General features: G+C 71.1%; 24 protein-coding genes and 1 riboswitch. Of the genes, 6 read left to right on the top strand and 18 right to left on the bottom strand.

Going from position 1 to position 22,983, the window contains the following annotated elements; translation table 11 throughout:
- Nucleotides 1-111: 111 nt before the first annotated feature.
- The 4 genes from ACFYY8_RS34415 to menB all read right to left on the bottom strand — a co-directional run bounded on the left by ACFYY8_RS34415 (nucleotide 112) and on the right by menB (nucleotide 4,082).
- Nucleotides 112-582 carry a general stress protein gene (locus ACFYY8_RS34415; RefSeq protein ID WP_352012541.1) on the bottom strand — a complete coding sequence of 157 codons (471 nt, stop codon included), beginning with the start codon at nucleotides 580-582 and terminating at the stop codon, nucleotides 112-114.
- An 84-nt stretch (nucleotides 583-666) separates the two neighbouring features.
- Nucleotides 667-1,347: a DedA family protein gene (locus ACFYY8_RS34410; RefSeq protein ID WP_390048305.1), complete on the bottom strand. Its 681-nt coding sequence runs from the start codon at nucleotides 1,345-1,347 to the stop codon at nucleotides 667-669.
- Nucleotides 1,348-1,424: 77 nt separating this feature from the next.
- The gene (gene menD / locus ACFYY8_RS34405; RefSeq protein WP_390048303.1) at nucleotides 1,425-3,080 is read right to left on the bottom strand and encodes a 2-succinyl-5-enolpyruvyl-6-hydroxy-3-cyclohexene-1-carboxylic-acid synthase; all 1,656 of its coding nucleotides are present in this window, start codon (nucleotides 3,078-3,080) and stop codon (nucleotides 1,425-1,427) included.
- A gap of 156 nt (nucleotides 3,081-3,236) precedes the next feature.
- Nucleotides 3,237-4,082 (bottom strand): 1,4-dihydroxy-2-naphthoyl-CoA synthase, encoded by an 846-nt coding sequence (menB, locus tag ACFYY8_RS34400; protein WP_390048564.1) that lies wholly within the window; start codon nucleotides 4,080-4,082, stop codon nucleotides 3,237-3,239.
- A 137-nt stretch (nucleotides 4,083-4,219) separates the two neighbouring features.
- On the opposite strand from menB, the gene ACFYY8_RS34395 reads away from it, so the two are divergent.
- The 3 genes from ACFYY8_RS34395 (at nucleotide 4,220) to ACFYY8_RS34385 (ending at nucleotide 7,365) form a co-directional block, all read left to right on the top strand.
- Nucleotides 4,220-5,392, top strand: coding sequence for an AMP-binding protein (locus ACFYY8_RS34395; protein WP_390048562.1), 1,173 nt, complete (start codon nucleotides 4,220-4,222; stop codon nucleotides 5,390-5,392).
- 48 nt (nucleotides 5,393-5,440) lie between these two features.
- On the top strand, nucleotides 5,441-5,842 hold the full coding sequence (locus ACFYY8_RS34390; RefSeq protein WP_390048301.1) for a hypothetical protein: 402 nt from the start codon (nucleotides 5,441-5,443) through the stop codon (nucleotides 5,840-5,842).
- A 185-nt stretch (nucleotides 5,843-6,027) separates the two neighbouring features.
- Nucleotides 6,028-7,365 carry an RNA polymerase sigma factor gene (locus ACFYY8_RS34385; RefSeq protein WP_390048299.1) on the top strand — a complete coding sequence of 446 codons (1,338 nt, stop codon included), beginning with the start codon at nucleotides 6,028-6,030 and terminating at the stop codon, nucleotides 7,363-7,365.
- A gap of 62 nt (nucleotides 7,366-7,427) precedes the next feature.
- Here the strand turns inward: ACFYY8_RS34385 and ACFYY8_RS34380 are convergent, their stop codons facing one another.
- The 3 genes from ACFYY8_RS34380 to ACFYY8_RS34370 form a co-directional block, all read right to left on the bottom strand.
- Entirely contained in the window at nucleotides 7,428-7,745 is a 318-nt protein-coding gene (locus tag ACFYY8_RS34380) for a multidrug efflux SMR transporter (protein WP_352012546.1), read from the bottom strand.
- Entirely contained in the window at nucleotides 7,742-8,386 is a 645-nt protein-coding gene (locus ACFYY8_RS34375; protein WP_362781342.1) for an NAD(P)H-dependent oxidoreductase, read from the bottom strand. Before ACFYY8_RS34375 ends, ACFYY8_RS34380 begins: the two co-directional genes overlap by 4 nt.
- A gap of 255 nt (nucleotides 8,387-8,641) precedes the next feature.
- Nucleotides 8,642-9,043 (bottom strand): hypothetical protein, encoded by a 402-nt coding sequence (locus tag ACFYY8_RS34370; RefSeq protein ID WP_390048296.1) that lies wholly within the window; start codon nucleotides 9,041-9,043, stop codon nucleotides 8,642-8,644.
- Nucleotides 9,044-9,203: 160 nt separating this feature from the next.
- Between ACFYY8_RS34370 and ACFYY8_RS34365 the strand changes: the two genes are divergently transcribed.
- Nucleotides 9,204-9,809: a TetR/AcrR family transcriptional regulator C-terminal domain-containing protein gene (locus ACFYY8_RS34365; protein ID WP_390048294.1), complete on the top strand. Its 606-nt coding sequence runs from the start codon at nucleotides 9,204-9,206 to the stop codon at nucleotides 9,807-9,809.
- A gap of 357 nt (nucleotides 9,810-10,166) precedes the next feature.
- Nucleotides 10,167-10,358, top strand: a complete 192-nt coding sequence (locus tag ACFYY8_RS34360; protein ID WP_352012550.1) for a DUF5999 family protein — start codon at nucleotides 10,167-10,169, stop codon at nucleotides 10,356-10,358.
- Nucleotides 10,359-10,370: 12 nt separating this feature from the next.
- On the opposite strand, the gene ACFYY8_RS34355 is transcribed toward ACFYY8_RS34360, so the two are convergent.
- Entirely contained in the window at nucleotides 10,371-10,976 is a 606-nt protein-coding gene (locus ACFYY8_RS34355) for an alpha/beta family hydrolase (protein WP_390048291.1), read from the bottom strand.
- Between the two features lie 82 nt (nucleotides 10,977-11,058).
- Between ACFYY8_RS34355 and ACFYY8_RS34350 the strand changes: the two genes are divergently transcribed.
- Nucleotides 11,059-11,436, top strand: coding sequence for a hypothetical protein (locus ACFYY8_RS34350; protein WP_390048289.1), 378 nt, complete (start codon nucleotides 11,059-11,061; stop codon nucleotides 11,434-11,436).
- 31 nt (nucleotides 11,437-11,467) lie between these two features.
- Here the strand turns inward: ACFYY8_RS34350 and ACFYY8_RS34345 are convergent, their stop codons facing one another.
- The 10 genes from ACFYY8_RS34345 to ACFYY8_RS34300 all read right to left on the bottom strand — a co-directional run bounded on the left by ACFYY8_RS34345 (nucleotide 11,468) and on the right by ACFYY8_RS34300 (nucleotide 22,787).
- Nucleotides 11,468-12,250, bottom strand: coding sequence for a hypothetical protein (locus ACFYY8_RS34345; RefSeq protein ID WP_390048287.1), 783 nt, complete (start codon nucleotides 12,248-12,250; stop codon nucleotides 11,468-11,470).
- Between the two features lie 81 nt (nucleotides 12,251-12,331).
- The gene (gene gcvP / locus ACFYY8_RS34340; RefSeq protein WP_390048285.1) at nucleotides 12,332-15,187 is read right to left on the bottom strand and encodes an aminomethyl-transferring glycine dehydrogenase; all 2,856 of its coding nucleotides are present in this window, start codon (nucleotides 15,185-15,187) and stop codon (nucleotides 12,332-12,334) included.
- A 159-nt stretch (nucleotides 15,188-15,346) separates the two neighbouring features.
- Nucleotides 15,347-15,438: riboswitch (glycine riboswitch) on the bottom strand.
- 14 nt (nucleotides 15,439-15,452) lie between these two features.
- Complete coding sequence (locus ACFYY8_RS34335) at nucleotides 15,453-16,073, bottom strand: MerR family transcriptional regulator (RefSeq protein ID WP_184713883.1); 621 nt, start codon at nucleotides 16,071-16,073, stop codon at nucleotides 15,453-15,455.
- 144 nt (nucleotides 16,074-16,217) lie between these two features.
- Complete coding sequence (locus ACFYY8_RS34330; protein WP_184713884.1) at nucleotides 16,218-16,688, bottom strand: bifunctional nuclease family protein; 471 nt, start codon at nucleotides 16,686-16,688, stop codon at nucleotides 16,218-16,220.
- Between the two features lie 79 nt (nucleotides 16,689-16,767).
- The gene (locus tag ACFYY8_RS34325; RefSeq protein WP_390048283.1) at nucleotides 16,768-17,418 is read right to left on the bottom strand and encodes a MerR family transcriptional regulator; all 651 of its coding nucleotides are present in this window, start codon (nucleotides 17,416-17,418) and stop codon (nucleotides 16,768-16,770) included.
- A gap of 26 nt (nucleotides 17,419-17,444) precedes the next feature.
- Complete coding sequence (locus ACFYY8_RS34320) at nucleotides 17,445-17,957, bottom strand: FHA domain-containing protein (RefSeq protein WP_352012556.1); 513 nt, start codon at nucleotides 17,955-17,957, stop codon at nucleotides 17,445-17,447.
- 243 nt (nucleotides 17,958-18,200) lie between these two features.
- Entirely contained in the window at nucleotides 18,201-20,702 is a 2,502-nt protein-coding gene (locus ACFYY8_RS34315) for a sugar phosphate nucleotidyltransferase (protein ID WP_390048280.1), read from the bottom strand.
- A gap of 3 nt (nucleotides 20,703-20,705) precedes the next feature.
- Nucleotides 20,706-21,260 carry a CDP-alcohol phosphatidyltransferase family protein gene (locus tag ACFYY8_RS34310; protein ID WP_390048278.1) on the bottom strand — a complete coding sequence of 185 codons (555 nt, stop codon included), beginning with the start codon at nucleotides 21,258-21,260 and terminating at the stop codon, nucleotides 20,706-20,708.
- Between the two features lie 262 nt (nucleotides 21,261-21,522).
- Complete coding sequence (locus ACFYY8_RS34305; RefSeq protein WP_390048276.1) at nucleotides 21,523-21,957, bottom strand: DoxX family protein; 435 nt, start codon at nucleotides 21,955-21,957, stop codon at nucleotides 21,523-21,525.
- A gap of 410 nt (nucleotides 21,958-22,367) precedes the next feature.
- Nucleotides 22,368-22,787 (bottom strand): hypothetical protein, encoded by a 420-nt coding sequence (locus ACFYY8_RS34300; RefSeq protein WP_390048274.1) that lies wholly within the window; start codon nucleotides 22,785-22,787, stop codon nucleotides 22,368-22,370.
- Nucleotides 22,788-22,983 lie beyond the last annotated feature (196 nt).

Genomic DNA, 22,983 nt, shown 5'->3' with positions numbered 1-22,983 from the left:
TCCTTCTGGGCCTCCCGCGACGGCCGTACGGCGCGCGGGGCCGCGTCCTCAGGCCTGACGGGCGGGCCCCTGAGGCGCGACCCGGCGTGAACCCCGCGGGCGGTCGCCGCCCTAGGTGTGCTGGGGTATGCCGGTCTCTAGCAGCCTGCGGGCCTCGGCGGCCTGGGGCGTCGTCACCCGCAGCTCGTAGCGGTTGGCGACGATGGCGCTCGACGAGAGGAAGTCCCTCCTGCCGCCGGTGAAGGCGTGGGCGATGAGCCCGAAGATGGCTCCGGCGACCACACCCCAGATCACGCTCCACAGGACCAGGATCCAGGGGAACCTGCCGGGGGTGAAGATCGCGAAGAACAGGCCGATCAGCAGTCCGATCCAGGCACCGGTCGCCGCCCCCATCCCCGCGGCGCGCAGGTAGGTCAGCCGCCCGAGCACCTTCTCGACCATCCGCAGGTCCATCCCGACGATCATCGCGTGCTGGACGGGAAAACGCTGGTCCGACAGGTAGTCGACGGCCCGCTGGGCCTCCTCGTAACGGCCGTAGGTGGCTACCGGTTCATAGCCGGTCAAGGTCTGGTCGGATAGCATGCCGCCTCCCCTCCACGGTGAGTCCGTACCGACTCAGCGTGACCGGCCCGCGGCCCGGCGCACATCCCCAGGTCTGGTAGCAGATCAGCCCGCGCCGACCGGGCTGCCCGCCTGCCCGGCCTCCGGATCCCCCTCGGCCACCCCGGGCTCCCCGGCCGTCTCGGCCACCGCCCGTGCGGCCCTGCGCTTGACGAACAGCGTGGTCGCGACGCCGAACAGCAGCGCGACGACCAGCGCGACCCAGGAGAAGCCCCGCAGCCACCGCTCGGCGGCCATGCCCAGGTAGTAGATCACCGCGGTGGTCCCGCCCGCCCAGACGATCCCGCCGAGCACGTTGGCGACCAGGAACCTCCAGTACGGCATGCGCAGCGCCCCGGCCAGCGGTCCCGCCAGGATGCGCAGCAGCGCGACGAACCTGCCGAGGAAGACCGTCCACATGCCGTAGCGGTGGAAGTATCGTTCGGCTCTGCCGATGTGCTCCGGCCCGAAGTGCTTGGGGAACCTGCGCCCGAGCCGGTCGAACATCGGCTTTCCGCCCCTGCGCCCGACGGCGTAGCCGATCGAGTCGCCGACGATCGCGCCGACGCTGGCGCAGACGCCGACCCACAGCGGGTCGACCACGCCCTTGGCCGCCAGCAGCGCGGAGCTGACCAGGACGATCTCGCCGGGCAGCGGAATGCCCAGGCTCTCGATCCCGATCACCAGACCGACCAGGACGTAGATCCACACCGCGGGAATCGCCTGGAGCAACTCGTCGACATGCATGCCCGTCACCCTATTGCGTCGTCTTCGCGGTCCCGCCCGGTCTCACCCGGTGTCTCACAGAGGCCGCGGCCGGGCCCTCACAGGACGCCGCGGATCGCGGTGTGGGCCGCGTCGCGCAGCACGGCGTGCAGCACCGCGTTCGGCTCCCGGTCCGTGTGGACCTCGACGATGCGCACCCCCTCCCCGCGCAACGCCTTGGGCAGCTGCTCCGCCTCCCCGACGAAGGTGTACGGCGTGCCGGTCGCCGCCGCGACGTGGGACAGGTCCACTCCGTGCGAGGTGCCGAAGACCCGTTCGAAGGGGTCGCGCAGCGCGGCCTGGGGCAGCAGCGAGAAGATCCCGCCCCCGTCGTTGTTCACCACGACCAGGCACAGGTCGGGGCGGGGCTCGCGGGGGCCGAGGATCAGCCCGTTCTGGTCGTGCAGGAACGTCAGGTCGCCCATCAGCGCGTAGGAGGGGCCGTTGTGCGCCAGCGCCGCGCCCATCGCGGAGGACACCACGCCGTCGATCCCCGCCGCGCCCCGGTTGGACAGGATCCGCAGCCCTCTCCTCGGGCGCATCGCCTGGTCGAGGTCACGGATCGGCATGGACGAGCCGGAGAACAGCAGCGCCCCGTTGGGCAGCTGCTCGGCCAGGTCCCTGGCCAGGCGCGGCTCACTGAGCCCGCCCGCGTCGAGCACCTCGTCGATCGCCGTCCTGGCCGCCGTGTCCGCGCGCCGCCACGAGCGCAGCCAGTCGTCGTCCCCGGCCGCGACCGGGATCTCGACCGCCTGCGCCACCTGGGTCGCGGAACGGGTCGGGTCGGGCCAGCGGGACAGGTCGGGGGCGACGACGATGTGCTCCTCGGCGTGCCTGAGCCAGTTCAGCAGCGGCCTGGACAGGCCGGGACGGCCCAGGGTGACCACCACGTCCGGACGGTGCCGGTCGGCGAACTCGGGGGTGCTGAGCAGGAAGTGGTAGGTCGAGACCGCGTGGTCGCCGTAGCGGGCGCCGCCGTTCGGCTCAGACAGGACCGGCCATCCGGCCATGCCGGCCGCCGCCACGTATCTGCGCATGTTGGCGGCGCCGTCCCCGACGACGAGCACGCCCCTGCGGGTCGGCGGCAGGTGCAGCGCGGCCGCCGGAGGCGCGACCCTGGCGCGGACCCACGGCCCGTTGGCGTCGCCCTCGAGGGACTCGCTCCAGGAGACGTCGCCGTCCGGGACGAGCGGCTCGCGGAAGGCGAGGTTGAGGTGGACCGGGCCGGGGTCGGCCGGGCCGAGTGAACGCTGGTAGGCGCGGCAGGCCAGGGAGCGCCAGTAGGCGACCTGTCCAGGCCGGTCCTCGGGGACGCCGACCTCGCTGAACCAGCGGACCGCGGTGCCGTACAGCTTGATCTGGTCGATGGTCTGGCTGGCGCCGGTGTCGCGCAGCTCGGGCGGCCGGTCGGCGGTGAGCAGCAGCAGCGGCACCCCGGACTCGTGCGCCTCGACGACCGCGGGGTGGAAGTTCGCCGCGGCGGTGCCCGAGGTGCACATCAGCGCGACCGGCCTGCCGCCGCGCTTGGCCAGTCCGAGGGCGAGGAAGGCCGCCGAGCGCTCGTCGATGCGCACGTGCAGCCGTACGCGGCTGTCGGCGTGCGCGGCGAGCGCGAGCGGGGCCGAGCGTGAGCCCGGTGCGAGCACCACCTCGGTGAGACCGCAGCGTACGAGTTCGTCGACCAGCACGGTCGCGAGCGCGGTGGCGGGATTCACCGCACTGCCTCCTCTGGTCGTCGTCGTACTGAGAAAAGTCGTGCCCGAAAAGACGGACACGACGGCCGGCGGCGGACCGGCGCCGTCCTCACCGCGCCGGGGCGGCGCGCTGCGGGGACGGGCCGGTTTCGCCTCATCGCTGGAATCGCCTGCGGCTCACGGCCTGCGCGGGAACTTGCCGAAGTCGGGGGTGCGCTTCTCCTTGAAGGCGTCGCGGCCCTCCTGCGCCTCCTCGCTCATGTAGAAGAGCAGGGTGGCGTCGCCGGCGAACTGCTGCATGCCCGCCGCGCCGTCGGTGACCGCGTTCAGCGCGCCCTTGAGCATGCGCAGGGCCAGCGGGGACTTCTCCAGCATCTCCCTGGCCCAGGTGACCGTCTCCTCCTCCAGGCGCTCCAGCGGGACGACCGTGTTGACCAGGCCCCAGCCGAGGGCGGTCTCCGCGTCGTACTGACGGCACAGGTACCAGATCTCACGGGCCCGCTTCAGGCCGACGGTCTCGGCGAGCAGCCAGGACCCGTAGCCGCCGTCGAAGGAGCCGACCTTGGGCCCGGTCTGGCCGAAGACCGCGTTGTCCGCGGCGATGGACAGGTCGCAGCAGACGTGCAGCACGTGGCCGCCGCCGATCGCGTAGCCGGCGATCATCGCGATGACCGGCTTGGGGCAGCGGCGGATCTGCACCTGCAGGTCCAGCACGTTCAGCCTGCCCACGTGCGGGGTCGACTTGTCGACGTAGCCGTCGTCACCGCGGATCTTCTGGTCGCCGCCCGAGCAGAAGGCCCGGTCGCCCGCGCCGGTGAGAATGATCACACCGATCTCCGAGTCCTCCTGGGCGACGTTGAAGGCGTCCCTGAGCTCGAAGAGCGTCGTCGGACGGAAGGCGTTGTGCCGCTCCGGCCGGTTGATCGTGATCTTCGCGATGCCCTCGGCGGTCTCGTAGACGATGTCCTCGTAGTCCCCGGAGCGCCTCCAGTCGGCGGCGCGCACCTGGACGCTCTCCGGCATGGGCCTGGCCTCGCCCGTCGCCCGCTCGTCCGTGCCCGGCACCGCCTGCTCCGTGCTCACGATGACTGCGCCCCTTCCGCCTCGCCGAGACCCGCCCGGCTGCCGTCCGCTTTCCCGGCACTAACCTTACGACTGTGATGAACGGTCCTGTGCACGCGGAGTCGTCCTGCGGGCGGCGGGAGCTGCACGCGCTCGTGCTGCCGCCGGGACCGGAGCTGTTCAGTGCGGTCGACGCCGCGCTCGACGGCGGCCCCGCGGTGCTGCCCCTGTCGCCCGCCCTGCCCGCCGCCGCGCTGCGGGCCGCGCTCGACGCGCTGCGCCCCACCCACGTCAACGGTGAACGGCGCGAGCACGGTGTGGGGGTGCCCGATGAGGTGGCCGTCGTCATCGCCACCAGCGGCACGACCGGGGCGCCGAAGGGAGTCCAGCTGTCCGCCGCGGCCCTGCGCGCCTCCGCCTCGGCCTCGCTGCGCCGTCTCGGCGCCCGGCCCGGTGAGCGCTGGCTCTGCTGCCTGCCCCCCTCCCATGTCTCGGGGCTTCAGGTCCTGGTCAGATCGCTGGTCGGCGGGACGGAGCCGATCGTGCACGGGGGCTTCTCCCCCGAGGCGGTGCTCTCCAGCGGCGCCCGGCACGTCTCGCTGGTTCCGACGCAGCTGCGGCGGCTGCTGCACGCCGACCTGTCGGTGTTCGACACGATCCTGCTGGGGGGCGCGGCGCCGCCGCCGGGGCTGGTCGAGGAGGCCAGGTCCGCGGGTGCGCGGGTGGTGATCAGTTACGGAATGAGCGAGACCTGCGGCGGGTGCGTTTACGACGGCGCCCCCCTTTACAATGTAGATCTCAAGATTGGCGACGACGGGCGGATTCGCGTGGCGGGCCCGGTGCTGTTCTCCGGCTACCGGCTACGGCCCGAGCTGACCGCCTCGGCCCTCGACGGCGACTGGTTCGTCACCTCCGACCTCGGCGTCCTGGACGACGGGGGCCTGCACGTGCTCGGCCGCTGCGACGACGTCATCAACACCGGCGGCGAGAAGGTCGTCGCCGCCGTGGCCGCCGCCGCCGTTGCGGAGCACCCCGCGATCACCGACGCCGTCGTGGTCGGCCGCCCCGATCCGGAGTGGGGCGAGCGTGTCGTGGCCGTCGTCGTCTCCCCCGACCCGCCGCCCCTGGCCGATCTGCGGGCCTTCGTCAAGGAACGGCTCCCCGCCTGCGCCGCCCCCGCCGAGCTGGTCGTGATGTCCGAAATACCACTTCTGCCCAATGGCAAGCCGAATCTCGCCGCCCTCCGTTATGGTCGTGATCGGGAACCGTGAGGAGACCCGGCACGTCAAACAGACAGCCGCGACAGAAGGGACGACCCCATGCATATCACCCGCAAGGCGTTGGTCTCCGCTGGAGTCGTCGGCGTGATCCTCGTGGGCGGCGTCTCCGTGACGGCCGCCGCCTCCGCCGGCCGGGTGGAGAAGATCTGGAGGGTCGTGGAGTCCGGCTCCGGGTCCGCCGTGTCACCGGCGACGCAGCAGACGGCGCAGCCGCGGGCCGACGACGACACACCGCGCTCCGAGCCGACGTCCGCGCCCTCCTCGGCGCCTACATCGGTGCCCGACGACGGGTCCGTGGTCTCCAGGGACGTCAATCCCGACCCTGGGTCGGTCACGACCTACTGGACCGAGCAGCGCCTGCAGGAGGCGAGCCCCTTCCCCATGCCCGAGGCCGACGACCCGGCAGGACCCTCCGGGAGCCGGGTGGAGGGGACCGAATAGCCTCTGACCACGGCTGATGACGGGAAGGACCGCCTCGGGACGATCCGCCCATCTTATTTTCCCCGTCAAGTCGGGAACATAAAGTTCTTGACTGGGGTTATTGGTACTGGTGCGCTGAGCGGCCCGCAGGCCGCCCCACCCGACAATCTGTAAGCAGACGACTCCGTGATGGAGGAGGTGTCCTCATGCCCCAAACCGCCGTGGCGACCTCATCGGAGGCCCCGACGCCCCTTGAGAAGCTCCTTGACCGAGGGCGAGTCCAGGGTCACCTTTCGCTCGCGGAGCTGCGTCACGCCTTCGCGGAGACCGGGACCAGTCCCACGGAGGGCCGCTCGATCCTGCGGGAGCTCACCGAGGCCGGCGTCGTCCTGGCCGCCGAGGACGAGCCCGCGCTCACCGGCGCGTCCAAGAAGACCGCCGGGCGCCGGACCACCCGCAAGACGAAGGCCGCGCCCGCCAAGGCCACCACCAGGGCCGCCAGGACCACCACCAAGAAGGCCGAGAGCGCCGGGGCCCCCGCCGAGGCCGAGCCGGAGATCGGCGAGGAGGAGTGGACCCCCGAGGAGGCCGAACTCGAGGCCGAGCAGACCATGGACCTGGACGACCAGTCCTCGGTCATGGGCGACTCGGTGCACACCTACCTCAAGTCGATCGGCAGGCGCACCCTGCTCACCGCCGCCCAGGAGGTCGAGCTGGCCAAGCGGATCGAGGCGGGGCTGTACGCCGAGTCCAAGCTTGAGGCCGAGCCCGGCCTGCCCGCCGCCATGCGCGACGACCTCGAATGGATCGCCGAGGACGGCCGCCGCGCCAAGGACCACATGCTTGAGGCCAACCTCCGCCTGGTCGTCTCGGTCGCCAAGAAGTACACCGACCGTGGCATGGCGCTGCTCGACGTGGTTCAGGAGGGCAACCTGGGCCTGATCCGCGCGGTCGAGAAGTTCGACTACACCAAGGGCTACAAGTTCTCCACCTACGCCATGTGGTGGATCCGCCAGGCCATCCAGCGTGGGTTCGCCGACTCCGCGCGCACCATCCGCCTTCCCGTGCACGTGCTGGAGATGCTCTCCAAGCTGTCGCGCGTCGAGCGCGACATGCACCAGCGTCTCGGCCGTGAGCCCACCCCGGAGGAGCTGGCGGTCGAGCTGGACAGGACCCCCGACCAGATCGAGGAGCTGCTGCGCACCAGCCGCCAGCCGATCAGTCTCAACGCGACCATCGGCGACGACGGCGAGACCACCATCGGCGACCTCATCGAGGACGTCGACTCGCCCGAGGCGTCCGAGGTGGTCGACCGTCAGCTGCTGGGTGAGCAGCTGCGCGGCGTGCTGGGCAACCTCTCCCCCAGGGAGGCCAAGATCATGGCCCTGCGCTTCGGCCTCGTCGACGGCAAGCCCCACACCCTCGACGAGATCGGCAAGCACCTGGGCCTGACGCGCGAGCGCATCCGCCAGCTGGAGAAGGAGTCGCTGTCGAAGCTGCGCCACCCGAGCAACACCCGCCCGCTGCTCGACTGGGCCAGTTAGACCCGCCCGTGAGGGGCGTCGTGGACCACCGGTCCGCGGCGCCCCTCACGCATGCCCGGGGGTCAGGCGAGCGCCCTGGCCAGCACGACCCCGCCGACGATCAACGCCAGGGCCGCGACGCGCCCCGCTCCGACGGGATCGCCGTGCAGCACGATTCCCAGGGTGATGGCGCCGACGGCGCCGATGCCCGTGAAGACGGCGTAGGCGGTGCCGACGGGGAGCCCCTGCTGCATGGCCTTCGACAGCAGCCACACCGCCAGCGCCCCCAGCGCGAAACAGACCAGCGTGGGCAGCGGCCGGGTGAACCCCTCGGTCGGCTTGATGCTCTGCGACCAGGCGATCTCCACCAGCCCGGCCGCCATGAGCAGCAGCCAGCTCATCGGACGGCCAGCTTCCCGGCCAGCTCCCGCGCGGCGGCGTAGGACCGCTCGTGCACGGCCCGCCGGTCGGCGAGGGCCGGGTCCACCAGGGAGTTGACCAGTTCGGCGTGGACGAACGTGACGTCCTCGACGGCGAAGTGCCCGAGGAAGAAGTCACGCAGATAGCGTTCCTCGTGGTCGAAGGGCTCCCTGGGGGTGCCGGGACCGTAGGCGCCGCCCCGCGCGCCCGCGACGACGAACGTCCGGCCGGTGAGCTTCATCTTGGGGAAGGTCACCTGGTCGATCCAGGCCTTCAGCGCCGAGGGGATGGAGAAGTTGTACATCGGCGTGCCGATCAGCACGACGTCCGCGGCCACCAGCTCGTCGAGCAGCGGTTCGACCACCGCCCAGGCCTCGGCCTGTTCCGGGGTGCTCACCACCTCGTGGTAGCGGCCGATGTCGGTGATCTGACCGGCCAGGACACGGTCGCACAGCTCCGTCCAGGCCTGCCCGATGTGCGGGACGGGGTCGGCGGCCAGGTCACGGTAGGTGTATCCGCCCTCGGGGTTGGCCGCGCGCCACGCGGCGGCGTAGATCCCCGACAGGGTGCGGGAGAAGGACGCACGGCGGGCGCTGGCGTCCAGGTGCAGCAGGCGGCTCACGGCTCTCCGATCTCAATGCCCAAAGCGGACGTCATGTCCGCTTAATCACCATAGCGATAAGCGGACACGATGTCCATTTGACCGGAGCCCGGCCGGACGGAGGGCGGCGCCCGCCACCGCACACGGCAGCGCGACGAGAAGCGCCCGGAGCCCTGATAAGCCGCACGCCGAGGCGTCCGGGCATGAGAAAGGCGGCCCCGGTGTCCCGGAGCCGCCCGGTGTGTGAACGACCCGGCAGGCCGTTCACACGAGGAGTCAGCGGACGACGGTGGTCACCGGCCGCGGGACGCGGGCGATGCCGGTCAGCCGGTTCTCCTCGCGCAGGGTGCGCAGCCGGTTGACCTCGGCGGTCCACTCCGCCCCCTTGGGGGTCGCCCTGCCCTTGCGGCGGCGGATCCTGTCGTCGTAGGCCTTGGGCCCGAAGGTCGCCCGCTGGCCCGCCTCGGCCGCGCGCAGCGCCTCGGTCAGCGCCGCGTCGAAGACCAGCCCGGCGGCCCTGAGCTCCTCCGGGGACGCCCCGGCCGCCTGCACCCGGCGCAGTTCGGCCTCGGCCGTGCGCGCCTTCTCAAGGAACTCGGGGAAGCTCTTCCCGACCTCCTGGTCGGCGTGGTGACGGACCTCCGCCTCCCGGCTCACGCCCGGTCGGAAAAACGCCATCGTCTGCCCTCTCTCACCCGTTGCCGGGAACCTCCCGGCGGATCACGGCTGTAGCCTACGCCGTCGGCCCCCGGACCACCCACTCAGGGACCGGCCCGCCCCGGATGGTACGGCGCGGCGCCCTTTACACAGTAAGGTCACCGATGGCAGGATGCGGCCCATGCCCGCCAAGCGACCACCCGTCCCGCTCTCCAGGGAACGCATCATCGAGGCCGCCCTGCACATCGCCGACAGCCAGGGGCTTCGGCGACTGACGATGCGGCGCCTGGGCGACGCGCTCCAGGTCGAGGCCATGGCCATCTACCACCATCTGCCGCGCGGCAAGGACGCCCTCATGGACGCCCTGGCCGAGCACGTCACGGCCGTCCACGCCGAGCCCGCGGGCACCTGGCAGGACAGCGCAAGGGCGTGGTGCAGGGCGAGCAGGGACGCGCTCAGGGAGCATCCCGGGGTGCTGGCGCTGGCGCTGACCAAGCCCCCGAAGGGCCGCGCGGCGATCGCCCTCATGGAGCAGACCGAGCAGCTCGCCGACGCCGGACTGCCCGACGCGGCGCAGGCGGTACGGACGCTGCGGGCCTACGTCTTCGGCGCGGTCGCGGTCGAGGTGCAGCGCTCCGGATGGGCCGACTCCCCGGCGGACGGCGCCGAACCGTGGCGTCCCCCGTCGGCCGGCGGAGGCTCCGCGGCGGCCGACACCGACTTCGAGCACGGGCTGAACGCCCTGCTGGCGGGGCTCAACGGAAAGCGAACGGAGACTGAACGGTAAAGAAACGCGAGGCCGATCCTTTTTTACCTGCCAGATGGCGCGTTTCGCTTGGCCAGATGTCCGCTATGAGGCATCCTGTGCTATAGGTCACACCTCCGGAAGAGCCCTGAAGGACCACTCTCCAGAGTTCGCAAACAGTCCTAACGGGCTATGTCCCGGGGTGAGATCCAGATCGCACACTTGAGTTTGACCAACGTGCGGACCTCACCCCGTTCGAGGCACGCACGACCCACATGTCCACACCAGATGCTCGTCACCCGTCACGCGATGGGAACGGATTCCCATCGGGGACACGGTGTCCACCCGCTGTCCGATGTGGATCCAGCGAGCCGACGATAGAGATCCGGAGGCACGCCGATGTGCCCGCACCAGCCGTCCTGTCCGCCCGCCGAGGCGCTGGACCGCGAAGCCGCCCGTACGATGGTCGCCCACCCCGAGCAGGGCTGGAGTCTGCTCTGCAACGGTGTGGTGCTGTTCGACGACACCGGTGAGATCCTGCCCGACGGCGGGGTCATCGAGCCGCACCGGCCCCTGGCCGGCGTCGCCTGATCGCCTGACCGATCACTCCGCGGCGGCGCGCATCCTCGCGCCGAGCCAGTGCGCGACCACCTCGCCCACCCTGTCGGGATGCCTCTTGAGATCGTGCCCCTCACCGGGCAGCACCACCAGGCGCGAGGTGTCCGCCGCCTCGGGGACTCCAAACGGGTCACGGTCACCGCTGACCGCCAGCACGTCGACCCCCGCCGCGCGCAGTTCCTGCGCGCGCGACCTCTCCGGCTTACCGGGGGGATGCAGGGGGAAGGCCAGCGCGACCACCGCCGTCGCCCCCGCCTGCGAGGCCGTACGGCAGGCCACCCTGGCCCCGTTGCTCCTTCCGCCCTGCACCAGCGGCAGGCCGGGCCGGAGCCCGCGAAGCCCGGCGACCAGTTCCAGCCAGGCCTCGTCCTGCCTGACCGCCGATCCGGGAGCCCTGGCCCCTCGCATCCTGAACGGCTGGAGCACCCGGGCGACCACCCCGCCGATCGGCGTCACCGCGTCCCGTACGGCCAGCAGGTCGGGCGCGTCCACTCCCCCGGCCGAGCCGTGGGTGAGCACCAGCAGGAAACGCGGATCGGCCGCCTCGTCGATCTCGGCCACGGCCGGGCCGTGAACGGTGCCGATCTCCACGGACGAGGCAGTACTCCGGATGGACACCGATCTAGTCCTAACGGCTGATGTCCGGGCCCGCTGCGGGGCGGACAATCTCAGGGTGCAGGATCATCACGATATCCGACAGGACGTACGGGCGACCATCGAGGCCCGCCGTGACCTCGGCCCCGAGTACGAGGCCGCGCTCGTCGAGTCCTTCGTCGAACGCCTCGACTCGACGATCGCCGCCAGGGTGCGGGCGGAGCTGCAGGCCACGGGCCATCACCCCCAGCACTATCCACACCCCCAGGGCCCTCACCCCGTACCGCGGCGCAAGGGGAACAGCACCGTCCCGATCGCGCTCGGCTCGCTGGGACTGGCCATCCCGCTGACCGCCGTCGCCGCCGAGGGCGGGACCGTGGGGATCCTGGTCGCCTGGGGCGGCATCGTGGTGATCAACATCGCCCACGCCCTCGGCGGGCTGCGCCACCGCGACTGAAGGGCCCAGACCGGAGACTCGGACCGGAGGCTCAGGCGCCCCGGTTGCGCCGCAGCCTGACCTCCTCGGCCAGTTCCTCGTCCTCGCTGTCCAGACCGTAGCGCCACACCCTCTCGGCGTCCTCGTCACGCCCTCTGAGCGGCAGCGTGCGGGCCAGGAGCTCGATGGCCAGCGCCCCGGTCTCGGCGTCGCCGCCCTCCTCGACCGCCCCGGTGAGCTCGGCGCAGGCCAGTTCGAGATGGGCGATGCCGAGTAGCACCCGCAGCCTCGCCGCCTCCGCGACGTCCGGCACGGACAGCGCCTCGACGAGCACTCCCGCCGCCTCGGCCGCCTCCCCCTCCTCAAGGAGGATCTCGGCCAGCCGCTGGGCGGCGAGGGAGGAGATCTCCGGCTCTCCGGTCGCCAGCGCGGCCCTCAGTGCCTCCTCCGCCTCCACGGGGCCCACGGCGAGCCTGGCGAGGCCCATGTGCGCCAGCGGGACGCAGGCGGCGTTCCCGGTGCCCAGCGCGGCCTGCCAGGCCGCCCGCGCCTGGTCGGGCAGGTCGTCGCGCTCGAAACTCCTGGCGAGCAGGCAGGCGGCCTGCCCGGCGAACTCGGGATGGCCGGTGGCCAGCGCGGCGCGGGCCGCCGCCCTGGCGTCAGCCGCGTCCCCTCGTTCCTCGAGCACCACCGCCAGCCCGACCGCCGCCTGCGCGCGGTCGGGCCCCTCGGGGTCCGCGGCCAGCTCCGCGAGAATCACCGCGGCGCCGTCCAGATCACCGTCCTCGGCCAGCCGCCGTGCGGTCTCCAGCGGTCGGGTGTCCACCTCTGGCATGCAGGGTCCCTCCGGGTAAGGAATCGCCCCGGGCCCGGTGGCCCGGAGCCCTGTCCACGAGGTGGATCTTAACGGTGCGAATCAGTCCTCGTAGGCCTCAAGCGGAGGGCAGGCGCACACCAGATTGCGGTCGCCGTACGCCTGGTCGATCCGGCGGACCGGCGACCAGTACTTGGCCTCGCGCACCGAGGGCAGCGGGTAGGCCGCCTCGGCCCGCGAGTAGGCGTGCTCCCAGTCGTCGGCCAGCAGGCAGGCGGCCGTGTGCGGGGCGTTGCGCAGCGGGTTGTCGGTCCTGTCGTAGGCGCCGGAGGCGACCTTCTCGATCTCCCCCCTGATCGCGATCATCGCCTCGCAGAACCGGTCGAGCTCGGCCAGGTCCTCGCTCTCGGTCGGCTCGATCATCAGCGTGCCGGCCACCGGGAAGGACATGGTGGGAGCGTGGAAGCCGTAGTCGACCAGGCGCTTGGCCACGTCGTCCACGGTCACGCCGGTCTCCTTGGTGATCTGGCGCAGGTCCACGATGCACTCGTGGGCGACCAGGCCGCCCCGGCCGGTGTAGAGGACGGGGTAGTGCGGGGCGAGCCTGCGGGCCAGGTAGTTGGCCGACAGGATGGCCTGCTCGGTGGCCGCCTTGAGCCCCTCGGCGCCCATCATCCTGACGTAGGCCCACGAGATGGGCAGGATGCCCGCCGAGCCGTACGGCGCGGCGGAGACCGGACCGACCGGCGAGTCGTCGTGCAGCGGGTGACCGGGCAGGTAGCCGGCGAGGTGGGCGCGGACCGCGACGGGGCCGACGCCGGGGCCGCCGCCGCCGTGCGGGATGCAGAAGGTCTTGTGCAGGTTCAGGTGGGAGACGTCCGCCCCGAACTCGCCCGGCTTGGCCAGGCCGACCAGGGCGTTGAGGTTGGCGCCGTCGACGTAGACCTGGCCGCCCGCCTCGTGCACCCGCTCGCAGATCTGGGTGATGGTCTCCTCGTAGACGCCGTGCGTCGAGGGGTAGGTCACCATGATCGCGGCGAGCCGGTCGCGGTGCTTGCCGAGCTTGGCGTCAAGGTCGGCGAGGTCCACGTTGCCGTTGTCGTCGCAGGCGACCACGACGACCCGCATGCCGGCCATGACCGCGCTGGCGGCGTTGGTGCCGTGCGCGGAGGAGGGGATCAGGCAGACGTCGCGATGGGCCTCGCCGCGGGCGTGGTGGTAGGCGCGGATCGCCAGCAGCCCGGCGAACTCACCCTGGGAGCCCGCGTTCGGCTGGATGGAGACCGCGTCGTAGCCGGTGACCTCGGCCAGCCAGCTCTCAAGCTCCCGCACCAGCTCCGTGTAGCCCTCGGCCTGTTCCGCGGGGGCGTAGGGGTGCAGCCCGGCGAACTCGGGCCAGGTGATCGGCTCCATCTCGGTGGTCGCGTTGAGCTTCATGGTGCACGAGCCGAGCGGGATCATCGACCGGTCGAGCGCGACGTCCTTGTCCTGGAGCCTGCGCAGGTAGCGCAGCATGGCCGTCTCCGACCTGTGGCTGTGGAAGACCGGGTGGGTCAGGTAGTCGCCGGTGCGCGCCAGCCCCTCGGGCAGCGCGTCGTGCGCCGCGGCGTCCAGGTCGGTCAGTACGGCGCCGCTGACCTCGAAGGCGGCCAGGACCTGCTCCAGGTGGAGCTGCTCGGTCCGCTCGTCGCAGGTGACGCCGACATGGTCGGCGTCGACCAGGCGCAGGTTGACGCCGTTGTCGCGGGCCGCGGCCACGATCCGGGCGGCACGGCCGGGCACCCGGGCGAGCACGGTGTCGAAGAAGGCGTCGTGGACGACCTCGACGCCTCCGTGGCGCAGGCCCGCGGCCAGCACGACGGCGTGCCGGTGGACGCGCCTGGCGATCCTGCGAAGGCCCTCGGGGCCGTGGTAGACGGCGTACATGCCCGCGATGACCGCGAGCAGCACCTGCGCGGTGCAGATGTTGCTGGTCGCCTTCTCCCTGCGGATGTGCTGCTCACGGGTCTGCAGCGCCAGGCGGTAGGCGGGCCGGCCGTCGGCGTCCTGGGAGACGCCGACCAGGCGGCCGGGCATCTGCCGCTGCAGGCCGTCGCGGACGGCCATGTAGGCGGCGTGCGGGCCGCCGAAGCCCAGCGGGACGCCGAAGCGCTGCGAGGAGCCGATCGCGATGTCGGCGCCGAGCTCTCCGGGGGCGGCCAGCAGGGTCAGGGCCAGCAGGTCGGCGGCGGCCACCACCTGGGCGCCGCGCGCGTGGGCGGCCTCGGCGACGGCGCGGAAGTCCCTGATCTCGCCGTCGGCCCCGGGGTACTGCACGAGCACACCGAAACAGTCGGGAAGGGCCTCGGTGAAGTCGCTCTCGACCAGCTCGATGCCGAGCGGCTCGGCCCTGGTGCGCAGCACGGCCTTGGTCTGCGGCAGCGAGCCGGCGTCGACGACGAACACGTTCGAGGAGCCGCGCACCGCCCTGCGGGCCAGCGTCATCGCCTCGGCGGCGGCGGTGGCCTCGTCCAGCAGGGAGGCGCCCGCCACGTCGAGACCGGTCATGTCGGAGACGACCGTCTGGAAGTTGAGCAGGGCCTCAAGGCGCCCCTGGGAGATCTCGGGCTGGTAGGGCGTGTAGGCGGTGTACCAGCCGGGGTTCTCCAGGAGGTTGCGGCGGATGACCGCCGGGGTGATCGTGTCGTGGTAGCCCAGGCCGATCATCGAGGTGAGCACGGTGTTGCGCCCGGCGAGGGCGCGCAGTTCGGCGATGGCCTCCGTCTCGCTCGCGGCGGGCGGGAGGTTGAGCCTGTCCTTCGCCCTGATGGCCTCGGGGACGGCCACCGCGACCAGGTCGGCGGTCGAGGCGAATCCGACCGCCTCGAGCATGCGGGTCTGGTCGGCGTCCGCGGGCCCGATGTGACGGGTGGCGAACGGCGGGGGGGTCAGCTCGCTGAGCGGTGACAGGTCGGTCATGGGAAGCCTCCCGAGACGTTGGAGACCGGCGCTGGGCGCGGGCGTATGCCGGATCTCCCCCTCTGTCATCGCGACCTGAGAGCTTCACCTTCCGGTGCGTGGAAGGCTTTCCCCGTCGGTGAGACGCGCCTGGCGGGCGTGCCTGCTTTCCAGAGTCGCCTCGCCCGCGCGGTACCGGGTGCCTGAGAGATTCCGGGGAGGTTGCTCCTTCGGCGCCCCGATCATGCCGGGGTCTCTCCCGCGCAGAGTCAGCAGCGAGACAACCTTACCCGGTGCGGCGAGCCCGGCGACGACGGGCCAGTTCATCCGCGTGGTGATCGCCTAAAGGGCTCTGGCCGGACTCCGCGCGCTCTCCTGGCAGGTCGGCCAGGGAGCCCTCCACCTCCTGCCAGACGCGGCCGAGGGCTATGCCGAAGACGCCCTGCCCTCCCTGGAGCAGGTCGATGACCTCGTCGGGTGAGGTGCACTCGTACACGCTCACCCCGTCACTCATGAGGGTGATCTGGGCCAGGTCGTTGACGCCGCGGTCCCGCAGGTGCTGGACGGCGATGCGGATCTGCTGGAGGGACACGCCCGTGTCGAGCAGCCGTTTGACGACCTTGAGCACCAGGATGTCGCGGAAGCCGTACAGGCGCTGGGAACCCGAACCGTGGGCGGCCCTGACCGTGGGCTCGACCAGACCGGTGCGCGCCCAGTAGTCCAGCTGCCGATAGGTGATGTCGGCCGCGGCACAGGCGGTGGGACCGCGGTATCCGATGTCGGCGGGCAGTTTCACCGGCTGCCCGTCGAACAGCAGGCCCTCTTCGCCCGCACGCTGACGTGCCTCCCCGCGCCGTTCCGGGTCATCCTGGTCGGCGTTTCTACCCTCGCCGCTGCTGACCGCCACGCGGACCTCCGGCTTTCTCTCATCCCACGGCCTGATCTGGGGGTTTGCGCACAGCCGCGGGTTTCACTTGCACCGTAGGACTGGGGCCAAGATCAGTCAACGACCCTCCCCGGCGCGTCGTGAAGCGTAAATGCACCGAAATACCTACCCCGCGCGACCGAAGTCCTCGGGCGTGATCGTGTCAAGGAACTCCCTGAACTTCTCCACCTCGTCCTCCTGGTCGTCGGGAATGATCACCCCCGCCTCCCTGACGATGTCCTCACTGGCGAAGATACGGGCTCCCGTACGCAACGCCAGGGCTATGGAGTCGGAGGGGCGGGCGCTCACCTCGACCCCGTTGGAGAACACGAGATCGGCGAAGAAGATCCCATCACGGAGTGCGACGATGTTCACGGTGCTCAGCCGGACGCCGAGCGCGTCGAGCACGTCGCGGAAGAGGTCATGGGTGAGTGGCCGGGGCGGCGGCTCTTCGGCCTGGGCCATCGCGATCGCCGTCGCCTCGGTCATGCCGATCCAGATCGGCAGGTACCGCTCCCCATGTGCCTCCTTCAGCAGGACAATAGGCTGGTTTGAGGGCATCTCAACCCGAACGCCCACGACCTCCATCTGCAACACGGGCTGCTCCGTCTTCGCTGGATTATGACCGGTTTGTTCAACGTAACACTCGTGAGGGGACGAGTGCCTGGTCAGGTTCTCACCGGCCCAAGCCCCCACGCACGGCGGAACGCAGGAGCGAGGCGTGCAATTCCAGCAGAAGACTAGAAATCTCCTTGGCGGCCTCGTCGGCCCGGTCGATGGCCCCCGGGCCCCGGCGGCGAAGCAACGGCGCGATGGCCTGTTCGACGAGGGTGGCCTCCCGCTCGGCCGCGGCCTTGACGACCCGCAGGTGGCGTGCCCTGAGCCCGAAGGCGGCCAGTGCCCCCACGCTGCGGGCCACGGCCAGCGCCTCGGCGTCGTAGTGGCGGGCGACCGCGGCCAGCAGGCCGAAGTCCTCAAGCTCGGTGAGGGTCTCCTCGTCGAGCTCGGCGGCGGCGAGCAGTTCCTTGCGGGTGAGACGGATCTCCGGCGGCGCCTCGCCGGGAAGGGCCCGCGGAGGGGTGACCGGCCGGTCCTCGCGGTCCGCGGCCTCGAGCCGGTCCTTGATCACACGCAGCGGCAGGTAACGGTCGCGCTGCTCGCCGAGGATGTAACGCAGCCGCTCGACGTCGGCGTAACTGAACTTCCGGTAGCCGGAGGGACTGCGCTCCGGCTCGATCAACCCCTCGCCCTCCAGGAAACGGATCTTGGAGATGCTGACGTCGGGGAACTCGCCCTGCAACAGGGCGAGCACCTCCCCGATGCTCATGTGCGAACGAGCCGCCTGGGAGCTCATCATCCTCCAGCGGCGCCACGGGTGAGGAAGACCAGCCGGAACTTGCCGATCTGCACCTCGTCGCCGCCGTAGAGCGGGACCTCCTCGATCCGCTCGCGGTTGACGTAGGTGCCGTTGAGGCTGCCGACGTCACGGACGGTGAACACCCCTCCGCCGCGCCGGTAGAACTCGACGTGACGCCGCGAGACGGTGATGTCGTCCAGGAAGATGTCACTCTCGGGGTGACGGCCGACCGTGGTCAGGTCGCTGTCCAGCAGGAAGCGGCTGCCCGCGTTGGGGCCGCGCATGGCGACGAGCAGCGCGGCGCCCGGAGGCAGCTGCTCGACGGCCTGCCGCTCGGCGAGAAGCGTCTCTCCCGTCTCCGCCTCGTAGGCCTCGATCCCGGACAGGGAGATCGTCGACGTACTGTCTCCCGGGGAGTCGAACCTGGTCAGCGGCGACCCGCATCGTGAACAGAAACGGGCGTCCTCAGGGTTGGCATGACCGCACTGCGTGCAGTAGACGCTCGGCATCGATCGGCTCGGCCTCCTACCGCGAGGACGCGGCAACGGTTCTCGGTACGCGCGCCTCGCTTCATCGCTTCTCAAGTATTTGCTCAGACTGCGAATGCCGCAACATACACCGAATAGCGAGAAAGATCAAGTCCGACGCTCGAAGACGGGTTCGGTCGAGGACAAAGTTACCGCCGGGCGGCGCCCCGGTCCATGCCGCCGCGCTGGGTTTTCGCGCTCTCCCCACCGGGGTCCCAGGGGACCTCAGGTGGCCGCCGCCCCCTCCACGACCCTGGCCCAGTGCTCGATCAGGCTCTGCGCCGAGTCGACGTCCCCCGCCTCCGCCCACAGGTGGGTCACCGCCTCGGCCGGGTCCGGCAGCACCAGCGCCCAGCTGCCGTCCTGCGCCACGACGCGCACCCCGTCGGTCGTGTCTATCCGGTACAGCTCGGCGGCCTCGATGACCGAGCGCATCACCACGCCCTTGGCGGCCCACGGCGTGGGGACCGTACGGCGCAGCAGCCGGGCCTGCGGGATCCTGGCGTCGATCTGGCTGAGCGAAAGGCGGGTCCTGGCGACCAGGCCGAGCAGCCGCAGGAACACCGCCAGGCCGTCGACCGTCGGGCCGAACTCGGGTACCACGAAGCCGCCCCGCCCGTCCGCGGCGAAGACCATGCCCTCCGCCCTGGCCGCGGTGGTCAGCGCGTCCAGGGCGGTCGAGGTCCACTCGACCTGTACGCCGTGGAAGCGGCAGACCTGCTCGGCCACCCGGGTCGTGGTGACCGGCAGGGCCACCCTGCCGCCGCGCCGCTCGGCGGCGACCAGGTCGAGCACGACCAGCAGGGCGCGCTCCTCGCTGATCAGCTGGCCCGTCTCGTCGACGAGCGCGATCCGCTCCCCCACCGGGTCGAAGCGCACGCCGAAGGCCGCCCTGGCCGAGCCGACCAGCTCGGACAGGCGTTGCAGGGCCCGGCGGCGCTCGGCGAGGGTCTCGGTCGGCGAGGCGTCGTCCAGGCGGTTGTTGACGGTGAGCACCTCGACGCCGACCCTGCCCAGGAGGCTGGGCAGCACCAGTGAGGAGGTGCCGCCCGCGCAGTCGACGACGACCTTCAGGTCGGCGTCGCGCACCCCGGTGATGTCCACGCAGCGCAGCAGCTCGTAGGTGTAGTCCTCGATCGCCCTGGCCGGGAAGCTCAGCTCGGCGATCTCCCCGGGGAAGGCGCGGCGGAACTCCTGGCGGGAGAAGACCCGTTCCAGCTTGCGCTGGGCGCCCTGGGAGAGGTCGGCGCCGTGCTCGTCCATGAAGACGATGTCCACGCTCTGCGGGTCGCCCGGGGTGGTGCGCAACGCGATCCCGCCGACCGCGTTCTCCCTGGCGGTGTGGAAGCGTGAGACGGGCAGCGGGGCCGCCTCCAGGTCGAGCACGTTGATCGCGCTGGCGGTCAGCGCGCTGATCACGGCCCGCTTCAGCGCCCTGGCCGCGCGGGAGGAGTCCCGGGAGGTGATGACCGAGGCGCCCTTCCTCAGCGTGGTCGCGTAGGCGCTGGCGAGCCGTACGCACAGTTCGGGGGTGATCTCCACGTTGACCAGGCCGGAGACGCCGCGCGGGCCGAACAGGCTGCGCTGGCCCCTGGGCTCCCAGATGACGCTGGTGTTGACGACCGCCCCGGCCTCCACGGTCTTGAAGGGGTAGACCTTGACGCCCGAGGAGACGTACGCCTCGGCCTCGATGATGCACTCGTCGCCGACGACGGCGCCCTCCTCGATCCTGACCCCGGTCATCAGGTCGGTGTTCTTGCCGACGACACAGCCGCGCAGGTGGGCGCTCGGGCCGACGTAGACGTTGTCGTGGACGACGGCGCGGTGCAGGAAGGCGCCCTCCCTGACCACCACGTTGCTGCCGAGCACGGTGAACTCGCGCAGTTCGGCCCCCGCCTCGACCTTGGCGTAGTCGCCGACGTACAGGGGGCCCTTGAGCACGGCGTCGGCGTCGACCGAGGCCCCCTCGGCCACCCAGACGCCCGGGGAGACCTCGAAGGCGTCGATGTCCACCTTCACCCGCCCGGAGAGCACGTCCGCCTGCGCCCTGAGGTAGCTCTCGTGGGTGCCGACGTCCTCCCAGTAACCGTCGGCGACGTAGCCGTACAGCGGGGCGCCGCGCGCCAGCAGGCGGGGGAAGACGTCCGCGGACCAGTCGACGACCCCGCCGGCGGCGATCTCGTCGAGGACCTCGGGTTCCATCACGTAGACGCCGGTGTTGACGGTGTCCGAGAAGACCTGGCCCCAGGTCGGCTTCTCCAGGAAGCGCTCGACCCTGCCCCGCTCGTCGACGATGACGATGCCGAACTCCAGCGGGTTGGGGACCCGTTTGAGCCCGATGGTCACCAGCGCACCGTTCTCCCGGTGGAAGCGGATCATGTCGGTGAGGTCCATGTCGGTCAGCGCGTCGCCGGAGATGACCAGGAAGGGCTCGTCCCTGAGCTTGTCCGCGGCGTTCTTGACGCTGCCCGCCGTGCCGAGAGGGGTGTCCTCGGTGGCGTAGTACAGGCTCATGCCGAGCTCGTCGCCGTCACCGAAGTAGTTGCGGACCAGCGCCGCCAGGAACTGCACGGTCACCACGGTCTCGGTGAACCCGTGCCGCCTCAGCAGGCGCAGCACGTGTTCCATGATCGGCCGGTTGATCACGGGTAGCAGTGGCTTGGGCTGGTTGGCGGTCATCGGCCGCAGCCGAGTCCCCTCCCCGCCCGCCATCACGACGGCCTTCACACATCACCTCTTAATGCGTCCGGCTCCGCGTATGAGCTGACGCACCTGTACCCAGTAGAGCACCCCGGACCACCAGTACAGGCCTGTGCCCCAGATCGCGAGCGACCATCCGACGATGCGGGCGGGCCCGGCGTACCAGGCGTCGTGGTGGGCGAGGAAGAGCAGAGGGAAGGCGTAGAGCAGATTGGCCGTCGCGGCCTTGCCGAGGAAGTGCACGGGCAGCGCGGGGCCGTACCCCAGGCGGCGCAGGACGGGCGGGATGCCCAGCAGCATGACGTCGCGCAGCGGGATCGCCAGGGCCAGCCACCAGGGGATGATCCCGCGCATGGCCAGGCCGAAGAGGGTGGCCAGGATGTAGAGGCGGTCGGCCAGCGGGTCGAGGAGGCGGCCGAGCCTGCTGGTCTGGTTCCACGCGCGGGCGATCTTGCCGTCGAGCCAGTCGGACAGGCCGGCCAGCATCAGCAGTGCCACGGCCCAGCTGTCGGCCTTCGGCCCGAGGACCAGCCACAGGAAGACCGGGACTCCGACAAGCCGGGCCAGGCTCAGCGCGTTGGGCACCGTCAAAATGCGGTCTTCGGCACCCGATGCTTCCGGATTCACCCGAATGTCTCCCTCCCCGTACCTGAAGCCGACCCTACTGCGTTCGCCGGGGCATCCCGCAGGTGACGGGCGCTACAGGCCTCTTCACAGCTTCGGCATGAACCTTGTGAAGATCCTTCGAGGTCGTGGGGGGAGTGTGCCGCGGGTGCGGGCCGGGCGTGTCGCCCGTCCCGCACCCGGGGAGGATTCGGCGGACCTGGTCACGGCCCGCCGGAACGGCTCAGTTCGCGGCCCCCACGGCGACCGGGGAGCGGTCACGCCTCCACAGCCTGTCCAGGGCCAGCGCCCCGCCGCCGCTGAACCCGATCGCCAGGCAGATGGCGAACAGGACCAGGACGTACTCGAATCCGCCCTGCTGCGAGAAGAAGCCCTTGCCCGCGTGGACGAAGACGTAGGCGCCGACCATGTTGAGGGCGAGGATGACGCCCGCGACAGGCAGGGCGGCGCCGAGGATGAAGGCGAGGCCGCAGAGGACCTCGCTGCCCGCGACGGCCGGGGCCGCCACGGCGGCGAGGGGGATGCCGAGGTGGGTGAACCCGGCCGTGACCTCGTTGATCCCGCTGCTGAGGAGCTTCTGAAGGCCGTGCGCGATGAACACGATGCCGATGACGACCCGGGCGAGCAAAAGGGTGTAAGGCCCGATTCTCTCCAGCATGACTTTTCTCCTGTTGCGATGTAGTTCACTGATGAACCGGCACCCACAGGTCGACGTTTGGTTGAACGTTGAACTATTTGGGCATAGTACGGCGCTGCACAAACGCCAAAAATGGGGCCGGAACTGTGCTTTCACAGCACGAGCACTTCGATCGTCACCGAACGGGCGACAAGGACGGCGGGTGACGGACCCAGCCACGGATGTTCCTTGACCCACATAACATCCAACTATTCGCAACTGTCGTTGTCAACGACCTTCGTCTCCGGACGGCCCTGGCGGCACGGCGAAGGCCCGGGACGCACGAGATGGATCGGCCATCGTGCGTCCCGGGCCTTCGTGGGTTCCGGGGATCGGGGTGAGGCACGCGGGCGGGGGGCCGTCCTCGCCCGGTCCCCCGCCCGCGCCGCGCCTCAGCGGCCGCGGGCCGCGGCGCGGGGCGACCAGACCCAAATGAGCAGGGCCACGGTCAGCCCGAACAGGGTGAGCCCGCTGGGCACGTGCGTGCCGAGCAGGTCCCAGGTGAAGTGCTGCCCCATGCCGATCAGGAGCAGGCCCGCGCTGGCGGCCGCGGGCCATCCCGCGCCTCGGCCCGGCCGCCAGAACAGCACGGCCGCGACGGTCTGCAGCAGTGCGATCAGGTGCACCACCATCCCGACCATGACGTGGGTCTCGGCCAGATCGGCTCCGCCCTGTACGGCCTGGCCCGCGAAGGAGGCCGCGACGATCAGACCGACCGCCTGAGCGGTCACCAGGACGCGCAGGCCGTACAGCAGGCCCGCGGAGACGGAGCGCTCCGGTGCCGCGAGCGGCCGGGTGATGCCCTCCTGCATGAGATGTGTCCTTCCTGCAATGACTGTTCAGGAACACATCGTGGCCGCGCGGATCCGCCGGGTCGTCAGCCTCCAGGGGTACCCGCCGATCCGCCGTGTGGCGGATTCGCCGTGCTCCGGGGACGGAGCCGGAACGGAACCCGTTCACGGCGCCCGCGCCTCTCCTCCTGAGGTAGGTCGGCCCTCTCATCCTCAT

It is taken from the genome of Streptosporangium sp. NPDC001559, from assembly GCF_042893955.1.
Taxonomy (GTDB): Bacteria; Actinomycetota; Actinomycetes; order Streptosporangiales; family Streptosporangiaceae; genus Streptosporangium.
This window is presented reverse-complemented; position numbering and strand designations above follow the sequence as displayed.